Origin of the sequence: Pseudorhodobacter ferrugineus DSM 5888 (assembly GCF_000420745.1) — a bacterium.
In the GTDB taxonomy this organism is placed as follows: Bacteria; Pseudomonadota; Alphaproteobacteria; order Rhodobacterales; family Rhodobacteraceae; genus Pseudorhodobacter; species Pseudorhodobacter ferrugineus.
In genome coordinates this window covers 62,464-76,603 of record NZ_ATVN01000001.1, presented here as the reverse complement: position 1 = coordinate 76,603, position 14,140 = coordinate 62,464, and the positions used below count along the sequence as shown (strand labels likewise).

The following is a 14,140-nucleotide window of genomic DNA, read 5'->3' as shown; positions in this document are numbered from 1 at the left end:
CCACGGCTAGGCTAGCGTCCGCGCGCCATGACCTTGCAATATCCCAACCAGATCCCGCCTCAGACCCTGCGAATCGCAGTCGATCTGGCATTGCCAACACAGGGCGCAGTTTGGCAACCGTTGCAGGGGGGGCGGGTCAATACAGTCTGGCGGTTGGGCGACATTATCGTCAAACAGTTTCAACCGAATGGCGACAGCCCGCTTTTTCCGAATGACCCCGCAGCCGAAGCCGCCGCCTTGCAGCTTCTCGCGCCGCACGGGTTTGTGCCCACTCTGCTTGCGCAAGGGCAAGGATGGCTTGCGTATCAATATTGCCCTGGCAGCGCGTGGCAAAGTGGCACTGAATTGGTGGCCCACATCCTGACACGTTTGCACCAAATACCTGCCCCCACTCACGCCTTTCGCGCAGGACCAAACGGCAGCACCCAACTGTTGGAACAGGCCAAATCCATCGCGGCGCTGTGCCCGAAAACCTTGCCACCAGCGCCGCCAGATCCTCAGGTTCCCTCGGGCCCCACCTGCCTAATTCACGGCGATCTGGTGGCAGGCAATTTGATCGTTAACAAAGGCAACATAACCCTGATTGACTGGCAGTGCCCCCTAATCGGTGATCCAACCGAAGATATTGCGGCCTTCCTGTCGCCAGCCATGCAGGTCCTTTACCGTGGCAGCCCGCTAACACTAGATGAGATAGCGGTTTTCCGTGCCGCCTTGCCGCCACAGACCGTCCAACGCTATGATCAACTTGCGGCGTTGTACCATTGGCGCATGGCGGCACATTGCCTGTGGAAAGCGTCGCAAAACGCACCCGACTATGCGCCAGCATTACAGTTGGAACTGACAGCCCTACAGCGTCTGACCCAGAAAAACCCCGGCTAGCGCCAATCCGGCCCCCAAAACCATCCAAACCGCTGGGTGCAAACGCGCAGCTTCAGGCGGCGGCACATCAGGGCGCGATTGCCGCACCAATTGCGCCTCGACCAGTCGCGGCAGTTTTGGCCCGAACCGCGCCAGCACCATAGCCGTTTTTTGTAAATCGCGCAGCAAGGCCTTTGGCCCCACATTGTCCTTGATATAACCCTCAACAATAGGCCGCGCATCGTGCCATATATTCGTCTGCGGGTTCAGCCCCCGCGCAACACCTTCGACGACAACCATGGTTCTTTGCAGCAAAATCAATTCAGTACGGGTTTCCATGCCAAACCGTTCTGTCACCTCAAACAGATAGGCCAACAGCCGCGCCATCGAAATACGCGTCGCATCCATGCCAAAAATCGGTTCGCCCACCACCCGCAACGCCCGTGCAAATTCATCAATATCGCGGTCGGCAGGCACATAGCCCGCTTCAAAATGCACCTCGGCCACACGCCTATAATCGCGCCGGATAAAGCCGAACAAAATCTCGGCGTAGACGCGGCGGGTATATTCATCCAGCCGCCCCATGATCCCAAAGTCATAGGCGATGATATTGCCGTTCAAAGCCACCTTCAGGTTGCCTTGATGCATGTCGGCATGGAAATATCCGTCGCGTAGGGCATGTTGCAAAAACAGCTGCAACACGCGTGACGCCAGCAGCTTGCGGTCAATACCTGCCGCATCAATCGCGTCATTGTCGGCCAGGTTTATGCCCTCGGCCCAATCCATCGTCAAAACCGTACGCCCCGACAGATGCCAAATCGGCTTGGGCACCTGAAAGCCACCGTCCTTTTGCGTGTTCGCCTCAAATTCACCCGCCGCCGCTGATTCCAGCCGCAAGTCCAACTCGCCCTGCACCACGCCGTCAAAATGCGTCACCACATCCATCGGCCGCAACCGGCGCGACGCAGGCGACAAAAACTCGATTACCCCCGCCGCAAAGTAAAACGCATCAATATCCTTGCGAAACGCGCGTTCAATCCCAGGCCGCAGCACCTTGACCGCCACCTCTGCGCCCGTTTCGGCCAAGGTCGCCCGATGCACCTGCGCAATCGACGCCGCCGCCACAGGGTCGGAAAAGGCGGAAAATATCTGATCCACAGGTTCGCCCAGTTCGGCGGCAATCATCTCGCGCGCCACGGCCACCGGAAACGGCGGCAGCTTGTCTTGCAAGTATTTCAACTGCAACGCCAACTCATCGCCCACCACATCGGGCCGCGTGCTAAGGATCTGGCCAAACTTGATATAGGCAGGCCCCAGCGCCGTCAGCGCGCGGGTGGCTGGTGGCAACGCGGGATCACCCTTCAACCCCAACCACTTGAACGGCCAACCCAACACCCGCGCGACAAACCGCAGCCGTGGCGGCGCTTGAAACGCCTCCAAAACCACACCAATCGCGCCGGTGCGTTCCAGCGTGGCCAGCGTCCGCACCAGCCGGATTATGTTATGCGGGCCGCGCACTTACAGTTTCCATCCCGAATGCAGCGCCGCCACACCCATCGTCAGGTTTCTGTACTTCACTTGGTCAAATCCCGCCTCACGGATCATCCCCGCGAATGTCTCTTGATCTGGAAATTTTCGAATGCTTTCAACAAGGTACTGATAGCTGTCGCGATCATTCGCAATGACCTGCCCCATCACGGGGATCACGTTGAACGAATACAGATCATAGGCCTTTTGCATCGCGTCATTCGGCAATTGACTAAACTCCAGCACCATCAACCGCCCCCCAGGCTTCAACACGCGGTAGGCCTCGCGCAGCGCATCACCAATCCGCGTGACGTTCCGGATGCCAAAGGAAATCGTGTAAACGTCAAAGCTGGCGTTCGCGAATGGCAACGCCATCGCATCGCCCACAACCCAATCCAGCGCCTCTGGGTTGCCCACAGCCTCGGCCCGTTGCCGCCCTTCAACCAACATGCTTTCGGTCATATCGCAAACGGTGGCATGCGCACCCGGCGCGCGTTTCAGGAACCGGAACGACACATCGCCAGTGCCCCCCGCTACATCCAACAGCTTTTGCCCCGGACGCGGGGCCAACCAATCCATCATCGCATCTTTCCAGATCCGATGGATCCCGAATGACATAGCGTCATTCATCACATCGTATTTGCTGGCCACTTTCGTGAACACGCCATGCACCATTCCGGCCTTGGCGCCTTCATCAACAGTTTGAAATCCGAAATGCGTGGTTTTATCGGTACTATCGGTCATGGCCCTGCTCACTGCACTCTTGCGATTGGTCGCTCACCTCTCTTTATAGGGTGATGACGCCGCGCTGCAATGCGCCCATCTGTCCGAAAGGCCACCCCATGCCCGAACTGCCCGAAGTTGAAACCGTGCGCCGTGGGTTGGACCCTGTGATGACAGGTCAGATCATCACCCACGCAGCCGTAAATCGCCCCGATCTGCGCTGGCCCTTTCCGCCCAACATGGCGCAACGCCTGACGGGCGCACAGGTCACGGCCCTGCGCAGGCGGTCAAAATACATTCTGGCAGACCTGTCATCAGGGGAATCATTGCTCATTCACCTTGGCATGTCGGGCCGTATCCTGATTTCCGGCGCAATGCAGGGTGATTTTTATCACGACCACCCCGCCCCCGCCAAACATGACCATGTTGTCCTGCAAATGGGCAACGGCGCGCGCATCACCTTTAACGATGCCCGCCGTTTTGGCGCAATGGACCTGCTCGATACCGCTTTGGGCGATGCCCACCCCCTGCTGGCCCAAATCGGCCCCGAACCTTTTGGCAACACCTTCAACGAAACCTATTTGACCCAACGCCTGAAAGGCCGCGCCACGCCGATCAAGACCGCCCTGCTGGATCAGCATGTCGTCGCTGGCTTGGGAAATATCTATGTGTGCGAGGTGCTTTACCGCGCAGGCATCCACCCCGCCCACCCCGCAGGCAAACTGCCCGCCAAATCCGTGGCGGCCCTTGTCCCCATAATCCGCGATGTGCTGGCCGAGGCGATAGAGGCGGGCGGATCATCCCTGCGCGATTACCGCCAAGCCGATGGCGAATTGGGCTATTTCCAACACCGTTTCCGCACCTATGGCCGCGAAAACGAACCCTGCACTACCCCCAATTGCACCGCCAAAATCCAGCGCATCGTGCAATCGGGCCGCTCGTCTTTCTTTTGCCCGCATTGCCAACCCGCCCCAAAAATCCGCAACAAGACTTGATCCTGCCCACAGCCCTGTTACAGAGTCCGGCCTAGGGGACAGACCAAAGGATACGCAGATGGCCTATGAAACACTGATCGTCGAGATCGAGGATTATATTGCCCTCATCCGCCTCAATCGGCCCGATGCCTTGAACGCGCTGAACGCCAAAATGCTGACCGAATTGGCGACCGTACTGCAAGCCGCCGATGCCAATGACAAGGTGCGCTGCATCGTCATTACAGGCTCGGACAAGGCCTTTGCCGCAGGTGCCGACATCAAGGAAATGGCAGAACTCAACTTTGTTGATGTCTATTCGACCAACCTGTTTGGCGGCATTTCCGATGCCATCCTGCAAATCCGCAAGCCCATTATCGCCGCTGTGTCCGGCTATGCTTTGGGCGGCGGCTGCGAACTGGCGCTGGCCTGCGACTTTATCATTGCGTCCGATACCGCCAAATTCGGCCAACCTGAAATCAACCTTGGCGTCATCGCCGGTTTCGGCGGCAGCCAGCGCCTGACCCGTTTTATCGGCAAATCCAAATCGATGGATATGCACCTGACAGGCCGCAACATGGACGCGGTCGAGGCAGAGCGCTGCGGCCTCGTATCCCGCATTGTGCCCGCCAAGAACCTGATCGAAGAGGCCAAGAAGGCCGCGACCAAGATCACCGAGAAATCCATGATCACGGCAATGGCCGCCAAAGAGGCCGTGAATCGCAGCTACGAGACCACGTTGACCGAAGGCCTGCTGTTCGAACGCCGCTTGTTCCACTCGCTGTTCGCGACCGAGGATCAGAAAGAAGGCATGGCCGCCTTTATGGAAAAGCGCACGCCACAGTTCCGCGATCGCTAAGGCGATACGGACCAAACGCGATTCGCTTTATCCCTTTTCAAAACCTGCATCTTGGCCTATACGGCTTGCTGAAATGCGCGTGGGCCCGCTTAAGGCAAGAATCATTTCCGCTGATATGGGCGGAAGTCTTGGGTCTATTGTGCATAGCGAAACATAAACGACCCAGACAAATAGGAATTCTGTCCCATGGCTAACACAACCCAGTCCCAAAAACGCGCCCGCCAGTCCGAAGCACGCTATGACGTGAACAAGGCCCGCCGCTCGCGCATCCGCACCTACCTGCGCAAAGTTGAAGAGGCGATTGCTGGTGGCGATCAGGCCGTAGCCGCAGCCGCCCTGCGCGCAGCACAGCCGGAACTGGCCCGTGGCGTTTCCAAAGGCGTTTTGCACAAGAACACCGTGTCGCGCAAAATTTCGCGCTTGGCCGCACGTGTGAACGCCTTGGCAGCAACGACAGTCTAATCTATGATCGCAGGTCACCCGCCTGCAAATCAAAAGATACAAATAATTTCAAAGGGCGCATTCAAAATGCGCCTTTTTTGCACTTTCCGTCGAAGGAAAAACAGGGGCGTGGCCAATTTGCCCACCCCCTCAGATTCGCTTCAATCAAATCTCTGTCAACAGATAAGATCGGTTGCCCTGCCCGCAGACTGGTTGCTAACGTCACCAAGCGATTCACTTCGTCCTGGGGGACAAACGTGGCCGCGTTCTGTTAGGATTCGGCTGCAATGCCCCGCTTATGCGGTGTCTTTCCTATTGAACGGGTTCGCCCAGCTGTTTCGGCGATTTGTCGGGGCAAAAGGGTAACAACCGGAACAGCATTTGCTGTCGCGGCTGCATGTTTTTGTCCCAAGGTTTCAGGCCGCCCTCGGGCAGCGTGCAACCACCAAGCCGCAGCGCGTCGCCTAAAGGCCTTTTTGCCCATTCTTTGGGAAAAGGCGGGGTCGATAGACAGGTAGTGGTATGACGAACGACGGCTGGGTTAAAATTCGCGAAGATCTGCGCAAGCGGGTTGGTAAAGATAACTATGTTACGTGGATTGAACCTCTGAAACTGTCGAAACTGGACGATGGCGTGGCCAGCTTTGCCGTGCCCACCACGTTTTTTGGTGACTGGGTAAAGCGCAATTTCGCTGAACATATCCTGAACCACCTTCTAACCTCCGGCGCTGCGGTTGACCGCGTTGAATTCGCGTTGGAACGAAATGCGCCCACAAAATCCGTCAAGCCAAGCGAAGCTGCGCCCCGCAAGCGCCCGTCTGATGACAAAGACGTCCCCGGCGCCCCGCTGGACGCCCGCTTTACCTTTGACAGCTTTGTCGTCGGCAAACCCAATGAATTGGCCCATGCTGCCGCCCGCCGCGTGGCCGAAGGTGGCCCCGTCACCTTTAACCCGCTGTTCCTGTACGGCGGCGTCGGCCTTGGTAAAACCCACCTCATGCATGCCATCGCGCACGAGCTGCAAACCCGCCAACCCGAATTGCGCGTGCTGTACCTTTCGGCCGAACAGTTTATGTACCGCTTTGTGCAGGCCCTGCGTGAACGTCAGGTCATGGATTTCAAGGAACTTTTCCGCTCGGTTGACGTGCTGATGGTCGATGACGTGCAATTCATCGCGGGCAAAGACAGCACCCAAGAGGAATTTTTCCACACCTTCAACGCGCTAGTGGACCAGAACAAACAAATCGTCATTTCGGCTGATCGTGCGCCCGGCGAAATCAAGGGGCTTGAAGAACGCATCAAATCGCGCCTGCAATGCGGGCTTGTGGTGGACTTGCACCCAACCGATTACGAACTGCGCCTTGGCATCCTGCAACAAAAGGCCGAATTTTATCACACCCAATACCGCGACCTGAAAATCGCTTCTGGCGTGCTTGAATTTCTGGCGCACCGCATTTCCACAAATGTTCGCGTGCTTGAAGGCGCGCTGACCCGTCTGTTTGCCTTTGCCAGCCTTGTTGGCCGCGAAATCACGCTGGACCTGACCCAGGATTGCCTTGCCGACATCCTGCGCGCCTCTGATCGCAAGGTCACGATCGAAGAAATCCAACGCAAAGTGGCCGAACATTACAATATCCGCCTGTCCGATATGATCGGGCCAAAGCGGGTGCGCACCATCGCACGGCCCCGCCAGATCGCGATGTATCTGTCCAAGCAATTGACCAGCCGCAGCTTGCCCGATATCGGCCGCCGTTTTGGTGGGCGCGACCACACAACAATCATGCACGGCGTAAAAAAGATTGAAGAGCTGATGACAGCCGACAGCCAGTTGTCTGACGATCTGCAAATGCTCAAGCGGTTGTTGCAGGGCTAGACGGGCCACAAAACCACACTCGCCACAGATTTCGGCACTCTGCGCGGCAATCGGGGTTCAAACCCCTTGTGAAACGGCCGAAAACCGCTAACTTCGGCTTCCCGTCCGGATGGTTATCGGCGGGGCGAATGACGGGCAAAGGATTGGGACCATGAAGATCAGCATCGAACGCGGCACACTTTTGAAAGCCGTCAGCCAAGCCCAATCTGTTGTGGAACGCCGCAACACAATTCCGATCCTCGCCAATGTGCTGATCGAGGCTGAGGGCGACACCGTGTCGTTCCGCGCCACCGATCTGGATATCGAGGTGGTCGACCGCGCCCCCGCCGTGGTGGAACGCGCTGGCTCCACAACCGTTTCGGCCGTGATGCTGCACGAAATCGTGCGCAAACTGCCCGATGGCGCGCTGGTCAACCTGTCCGAAGATGCCGCCTCTGGCCGCCTGACCGTGACCGCAGGCCGCTCCAACTTCAATCTCGCGACCTTGCCGAAAGAAGACTTTCCCGTCATGGCAAGTTCGGAATATTCCAGCAATTTCTCGGCCCCCGCACCACAGCTGCGCCGCTTGTTCGACAAGGCGAAATTCGCCATTTCGACCGAGGAAACCCGTTACTACCTGAACGGCGTTTATATGCACGTCTCCACAGGCGAAGACGGTCCTGTGCTGCGCTGCGTCGCCACCGATGGCCACCGACTGGCCCGCATTGACGCGCCGTTGCCCGAAGGGGCCAACGGCATGCCGGGTGTGATCGTGCCGCGCAAAACTGTGAACGAATTGCGCAAGCTGCTGGATGATGATGAGGCAATTATCGCCGTGTCGGTATCAGAAACCAAAGTGCGCTTTGCCACGCCTGCCATTTCGCTGACCTCCAAAGTCATTGACGGTACGTTCCCCGATTACACCCGCGTTATCCCGACCGGCAACACCAAGCGGCTGGAAGTGGACGCCTCAGAATTCGCCAAGGCCGTGGACCGTGTGGCCACCGTTTCCTCCGAACGCTCGCGCGCCGTGAAATTGTCGCTGGATGAGGACCGTTTGGTCCTGTCCGTCAACGCCCCCGATTCTGGCGCGGCCGAGGAAGAATTGGCCGTGGCCTATAGCGATGAACGGCTGGAAATTGGCTTTAACGCCAAATACCTGCTGGAAATCGCCAGCCAAGTGGACCGCGAAAATGCGGTGTTCATGTTCAACTCTTCGGGCGACCCGACATTGATGCGCGAAGGCAATGATACCAGTGCCATCTATGTCGTGATGCCGATGCGCGTTTAACCGGCGCTGGTTTTCGTGACCAAGCCGGGGGTTTGACACCCCCGGACCCCCGTGAGGTATTTTTGCAAAGATGAAAGGCCAGCATGTCGGGTTTTGTGATCACCGATCTGGCCTTGTCGCATTTCCGCAGCCACCGCATTGCGCGGATCGGGTTTGATGGACGTCCAGTTGCGCTTATCGGGCTGAATGGTGCAGGTAAGACCAATATTTTGGAAGCGGTATCGCTGTTATCGCCCGGTCGTGGAATGCGGCGTGCAACCGTGGATGAGATTACACGTAAGCCGGAAGGATTGGGTTGGAAGGTCGCCGCAACCTTGCAAGGGCCTGAGGCCACGCATGAGGTAGAAACAGGGGCCGAAGCGGGCCAGCCACGCCATGTGCGCATTGATGGAAAATCCGCGACCCAAGTCGCCTTGGCCCGCATTGCCCGAATCTTATGGCTGGTACCAGCAATGGACCGCCTGTGGATAGAGGCCGCCGAAGGCCGGCGCAGGTTTTTGGACCGCATGACCCTTAGCTTTTCACCCGACCATGCCGAGGCGGTGCTGGGCTATGAAAAGGCCATGCGCGACCGCAATCGTTTGCTGAAAGATCAGGTGCAAGACGCCCATTGGTATCGCGCGCTGGAATCGCGGATGGTGGAAACCGCCGTGCAGATCGAGGCGAATCGCGCCGAAACCCTGCGCCGTTTGCAAATCGCCCAAGACGATGCAAACTCAGCCTTTCCCAGCGCCGATTTGATGCTTAACAACCCCGAACCCGTCGAGGATTTGGCGACCGCACTCGCCCAAGGGCGCCGCCGCGATATGGCCGCAGGCCGCAGCCTGAATGGCCCCCACCGCGCCGATCTGTCAGCCCGCTATCATGACAAGAACGTTCCCGCCGATCAATGTTCTACCGGAGAGCAAAAGGCCCTGCTTATCAGCCTGATCCTTGCCAATGGCCGCGCCCTTGCCGCCGAAACGGGTGCCGCGCCGATCATCTTGCTGGATGAGGTGGCGGCCCATCTCGACACCCAGCGCCGCGCCGCACTCTATGATGAAATCTGCGCTTTGGGCGCGCAGGCCATCATGACTGGCACCGAGGCCGCGCTGTTTGACAGCCTTGGCCCTCGCGCCCAAGGCTTTGCCATTTCTGAAATCGACAACCAGTCACAGATTGCAAAGATCACCCTATGACCCCACAGCGCGTTACCTTGATCACATTGGGTGTGGCAGATTTGGCGGCATCACGCGCCTTTTACGCCCGCCTTGGTTGGCAAGAGCATTCGGAAAGTCAGGATGGCGTGGCTTTTTTCCAGCTTCATGGCGCAGCCTTGAGCCTGTTCCCCCTGACCGAGCTTGCCAAGGACCAAGGTCGCCCTGACGCCCCCTTGGGTGTGGGTGCCATCACCCTTGCCCAGAATTTCACTACCGAGGCAGAGGTGGATGCCGCCTTTTCCGCAGCCCTTGCTGCGGGGGGAACCGCGCTAAAGGCCCCCGAAAAGGTATTCTGGGGTGGCTATTCCGGCTATTGGGCCGATCCTGACGGGCATGTCTGGGAGGTTGCGATGAACCCGTTTTGGCAGCTGCAAAATGACGGCAGCCTGACATTGCCATGAAGCCCGTCAGCGATGATATGCACGCCCTGATCCGGCATAAGCTGGCGCAGATTGTAGCCGAGGAGCAGGTAACGATCCTGTTCGCGGTTGAATCCGGCTCTCGGGCTTGGGGGTTCCATTCGCATGACAGTGATTATGACGTTCGCTTTGTCTATGCCCGCCCCGTCAGGTGGCATCTACGGATTGACGACCGCCGCGATGTCATCGAATATCCCATTTCGGATGAGCTGGATATTTCGGGTTGGGAACTGGCGAAGGCTCTGGAATTGGCGTTGAAATCCAACGCGGTGCTGCCCGAATGGCTGCAATCACCGATCACTTATGCCGACGCCCCAAACGCACGAACCGCCATCGCCAACTTTTGCCAACAGGTTCTGACCCGCAGGCCAGTGACATGGCACTATGTCAATCTTGCGCAAAAACAACGTGATGGGCTTCGTTTGCCAAACGGCAGCATCAAGCTAAAGCGCTATCTTTACACCATTCGTCCCGTGCTGGCCTTGCGTCACATGCGGCTTCATAACCATGCGCTTGCCCCGATGAACATGGGCGAATTGATGGGCAGCACCGACCTGCCCGATGCGGTAATCCAGTATATCAATGCCATGATCGCAACCAAGCTGGACGCCGGAGAGCTTGGCACCAGCCCTCAGACCAACCCCGCGATTGATGACCTGATTGCCCAAGAGCTTGCCGCTGCAACAGCGTGGCTGGCCCAAGACGCCCCTGCAACAAGCCCCGATCATTGGGCATTGGCCAATCAATTGCATCACCGCTTGACCCGCGCGGTGCCGGAATGACCGTCACCCTCCACCAACTCCTGCTCTATGCCGGTGGCTTGGCCGTGCTGTGGATCATCCCCGGGCCGGTTTGGGTGGCACTGACCGCGCGCGCGCTGTCGGGTGGGTTTTCCAGCGCTTGGCCCCTCGCGATTGGCGTGGCCTTGGGCGATATGGCTTGGCCTCTGGCGGCGATCTTTGGCCTGACGTGGATTCTCTCCATCTATGGCGGGTTTTTGGCCGCCCTTGGCTGGCTGGCCGCTGCCGTGTTTATCATCATGGGCATCTTGCTCATCCGCAAACCAACCGAAACACCTAACACCGACAGCCGCATGACGCGCCCAGGCATGTGGGCGGGGTTCATCGTGGGCGTCGCCGCTGTAACAGGCAACCCAAAGGCCATCCTGTTCTATATGGGCGTGCTGCCGGGGTTCTTTGATCTCAGCCGCGTCACAACTCCCGATATAGTGGCCATTCTTGCCGTTTCGGCCATCGTGCCCATCATCGGCAACCTCTGCCTTGCCCTGTTTTTAGACCGCGCCCGCCGCCTCCTCGCCTCCCCCCGCCGCCTGCGCCGATTGAACATCATTTCGGGCTGTTTGCTGGTCGGCGTTGGCCTGATTATCCCTTTCATCTGACCCCGCGCACAAACCGCTAAATCTTGTGTCTTGGGCGTGACATTCCCCCCCAAAACGCCTATAAATTGGGTCAGAGTTCAAGGAAAGTCCGCATGACCGAAGAAGCCAAAAAGCCCGCAGAATACGGCGCCGATTCTATCAAAGTTCTCAAAGGGTTAGAGGCTGTCCGCAAACGCCCCGGCATGTATATCGGTGATACCGACGATGGGTCGGGCCTGCACCATATGGTGTATGAAGTCGTCGACAACGGAATTGATGAGGCGCTGGCAGGCCACGCCACCGCCGTCACCGTCAAAATCCACGCTGACAGCTCGGTGTCCGTGCGCGACAACGGCCGCGGTATTCCGGTCGATATCCACAAGGAAGAAGGCGTTTCCGCCGCCGAGGTCATCATGACCCAGCTCCACGCGGGCGGTAAGTTCAACAACACCGATGATGATGGCAACGCCTACAAAGTCTCGGGCGGTCTGCACGGCGTGGGGGTTTCAGTCGTCAACGCCCTGTCCGATTGGCTGGAATTGCGCGTCTGGCGCAACGACAAAGAATACTTCGCCCGCTTTGAAAACGGCGATTGCGTCGAACATGTGCGCGAGGTGGGCCCCGCCCCCGGCGAAAAGGGCACCGAGGTGCGCTTTATGGCTTCGGCCAAAACCAATCGCCCCGATGGCACCTTTTCCGATCTGGAATACAGCTTCAAAACGCTGGAAAACCGTCTGCGCGAACTGGCCTTCCTCAATTCCGGCGCGCGCATTATCGTGATTGATGAACGCCCAGCAGAACCCCTGCAAACAGAACTGTTCTATGAAGGCGGCGTGCGCGAATACGTCAAATACCTCGACCGTTCCAAAACCTCGATCATGCCTGAACCGATTTATATCATCGGTGAAAAAGGCGGCATCGTTGTTGAGGTGGCGATGTGGTGGAACGACAGCTACCACGAAAACGTCCTGCCCTTTACCAACAACATCCCGCAGCGCGATGGCGGCACCCACCTTGCCGGCCTGCGTGGCGCGCTGACCCGCACCATCAACAACTATGCCCAATCCACCGGCATCGCGAAAAAAGAAAAGGTCGATTTCACTGGCGATGACGCCCGCGAAGGCCTGACCTGTGTGCTGTCAGTCAAAGTGCCGGACCCAAAGTTTTCCAGCCAGACCAAAGACAAGCTGGTCAGTTCCGAGGTCCGCGCCGCTGTTGAAGGCATGGTCAACGAAAAGCTGGCCGAGTGGTTTGAAGAAAACCCCTCTATCGCCCGCATCATCGTCGGCAAAATCATTGAGGCCGCTTTGGCCCGTGAAGCTGCCCGCAAAGCCCGCGATCTAACCCGCCGCAAATCGCCTTTGGACATCTCCAACCTGCCCGGAAAACTCGCCGATTGTCAGGAAAAAGACGCCTCCAAAGCCGAACTTTTCCTCGTCGAGGGGGATTCGGCTGGCGGCTCCGCCAAACAAGGCCGCAGCCGTCAAAATCAGGCTGTTCTGCCGCTCAAAGGTAAAATCCTAAACGTCGAACGCGCCCGTTTTGACCGGATGCTGGGTTCCCAAGAAATCGGCACGCTGATCACCGCCATGGGCACCGGCATTGGCCGCGACGAATTCAACCTGAAAAAACTGCGCTACCACAAAATCGTTATCATGACCGACGCGGACGTCGATGGCGCGCACATCCGCACCCTTTTACTCACCTTCTTCTTCCGGCAAATGCCGCAGTTGATCGAGGCAGGGCACCTTTATATCGCCCAGCCGCCTCTTTACAAAGTGGCCCGCGGCAAGTCCGAGGTCTACCTGAAAGATCAGGCGGGGCTTGAGGATTATCTGATCGAACAAGGCATCGACGGGGCCATCCTGCGTATGACCTCGGGCGAGGAAATTGCGGGCAGCGACCTGATCCGCGTGATCGAAGGCGCGCGCCAGTTCCGCCGGATTTTGGAAGCGTTCCCAACGCATTACCCGCGCAACATCCTTGAACAAGCCGCCCTCGCAGGCGCGTTTGATGCGGGTAGCGCCGACAGTGATTTGCAATCTGTGGCCGACAAAGTCGCCCAGCGTTTGGACGCGGTGGCAACCGAATACGAACGCGGCTGGACCGGCCGCATCACCCAAGATCACGGCATCCGCCTTGCCCGCGTTCTGCGTGGCGTCGAAGAAATTCGCACGCTGGATGGCGCTGTTCTGCGCTCGGGCGAGGCGCGGCGCCTGTCCCAAGTGTCCGCCCCGCACCGCGATGTTTACGCGGGCAACGATGGCAATCTGGTCCGCAAAGACCGCAACACCCTCATCAACGGCCCGATTGACCTGCTCAAGGCCATTCTGGCCGAAGGCGAAAAGGGCCTGTCCCTGCAGCGCTACAAAGGCTTGGGCGAAATGAACCCCGAACAGCTTTGGGAAACCACGCTCGACCCCGAGGCACGCACCCTGTTGCAGGTAAAGGTCGAAGATCTCGCCGATGCCGACGACATCTTTACCAAGCTGATGGGCGATGTGGTGGAACCCCGCCGCGAATTCATCCAGCAAAACGCCCTCAGCGTTGAACACTTGGACTTTTGATATAATCGGGGCCGTTCGCGGCCCCGCCCCCCCAAAGGAAGCCCCCAAAGGAAACG

The 14,140-nt window shown here is 58.3% G+C and carries 13 protein-coding genes; 11 read left to right on the top strand and 2 right to left on the bottom strand.

Annotated elements, in window-relative coordinates:
- Positions 1-27 precede the first annotated feature (27 nt).
- Entirely contained in the window at positions 28-879 is an 852-nt protein-coding gene (locus tag G560_RS0100420) for a phosphotransferase family protein (protein ID WP_022702332.1), read from the top strand.
- On the opposite strand, the gene ubiB is transcribed toward G560_RS0100420, so the two are convergent.
- Positions 847-2,376, bottom strand: a complete 1,530-nt coding sequence (ubiB, locus tag G560_RS0100415) for a 2-polyprenylphenol 6-hydroxylase (protein WP_022702331.1) — start codon at positions 2,374-2,376, stop codon at positions 847-849. The two genes, G560_RS0100420 and ubiB, sit on opposite strands and share 33 nt — an antisense overlap.
- A complete protein-coding gene (gene ubiE, locus G560_RS0100410) occupies positions 2,377-3,129 on the bottom strand; it encodes a bifunctional demethylmenaquinone methyltransferase/2-methoxy-6-polyprenyl-1,4-benzoquinol methylase UbiE (RefSeq protein WP_022702330.1) in 753 nt (250 codons plus the stop codon). It lies immediately after the preceding gene.
- A 98-nt stretch (positions 3,130-3,227) separates the two neighbouring features.
- Between ubiE and mutM the strand changes: the two genes are divergently transcribed.
- The 10 genes from mutM (at position 3,228) to gyrB (ending at position 14,084) form a co-directional block, all read left to right on the top strand.
- A complete protein-coding gene (gene mutM / locus G560_RS0100405; RefSeq protein ID WP_022702329.1) occupies positions 3,228-4,103 on the top strand; it encodes a bifunctional DNA-formamidopyrimidine glycosylase/DNA-(apurinic or apyrimidinic site) lyase in 876 nt (291 codons plus the stop codon).
- 58 nt (positions 4,104-4,161) lie between these two features.
- Positions 4,162-4,938 (top strand): enoyl-CoA hydratase, encoded by a 777-nt coding sequence (locus tag G560_RS0100400; RefSeq protein WP_022702328.1) that lies wholly within the window; start codon positions 4,162-4,164, stop codon positions 4,936-4,938.
- Between the two features lie 186 nt (positions 4,939-5,124).
- Positions 5,125-5,400, top strand: coding sequence for a 30S ribosomal protein S20 (gene rpsT / locus G560_RS0100395; protein WP_022702327.1), 276 nt, complete (start codon positions 5,125-5,127; stop codon positions 5,398-5,400).
- A 501-nt stretch (positions 5,401-5,901) separates the two neighbouring features.
- Positions 5,902-7,251: a chromosomal replication initiator protein DnaA gene (dnaA, locus tag G560_RS0100390; protein ID WP_022702326.1), complete on the top strand. Its 1,350-nt coding sequence runs from the start codon at positions 5,902-5,904 to the stop codon at positions 7,249-7,251.
- A gap of 151 nt (positions 7,252-7,402) precedes the next feature.
- On the top strand, positions 7,403-8,521 hold the full coding sequence (gene dnaN, locus G560_RS0100385; RefSeq protein ID WP_028913559.1) for a DNA polymerase III subunit beta: 1,119 nt from the start codon (positions 7,403-7,405) through the stop codon (positions 8,519-8,521).
- 83 nt (positions 8,522-8,604) lie between these two features.
- On the top strand, positions 8,605-9,699 hold the full coding sequence (gene recF / locus G560_RS0100380) for a DNA replication/repair protein RecF (RefSeq protein ID WP_022702324.1): 1,095 nt from the start codon (positions 8,605-8,607) through the stop codon (positions 9,697-9,699).
- Positions 9,696-10,121 carry a VOC family protein gene (locus G560_RS0100375; protein ID WP_022702323.1) on the top strand — a complete coding sequence of 142 codons (426 nt, stop codon included), beginning with the start codon at positions 9,696-9,698 and terminating at the stop codon, positions 10,119-10,121. The genes recF and G560_RS0100375 overlap by 4 nt, the downstream gene beginning before the upstream one ends.
- Positions 10,118-10,921, top strand: a complete 804-nt coding sequence (locus tag G560_RS20145; RefSeq protein WP_022702322.1) for a nucleotidyltransferase domain-containing protein — start codon at positions 10,118-10,120, stop codon at positions 10,919-10,921. The genes G560_RS0100375 and G560_RS20145 overlap by 4 nt, the downstream gene beginning before the upstream one ends.
- Positions 10,918-11,538, top strand: coding sequence for a LysE family translocator (locus G560_RS0100365; protein ID WP_022702321.1), 621 nt, complete (start codon positions 10,918-10,920; stop codon positions 11,536-11,538). The genes G560_RS20145 and G560_RS0100365 overlap by 4 nt, the downstream gene beginning before the upstream one ends.
- A gap of 92 nt (positions 11,539-11,630) precedes the next feature.
- Positions 11,631-14,084 carry a DNA topoisomerase (ATP-hydrolyzing) subunit B gene (gyrB, locus tag G560_RS0100360; protein ID WP_022702320.1) on the top strand — a complete coding sequence of 818 codons (2,454 nt, stop codon included), beginning with the start codon at positions 11,631-11,633 and terminating at the stop codon, positions 14,082-14,084.
- Positions 14,085-14,140 lie beyond the last annotated feature (56 nt).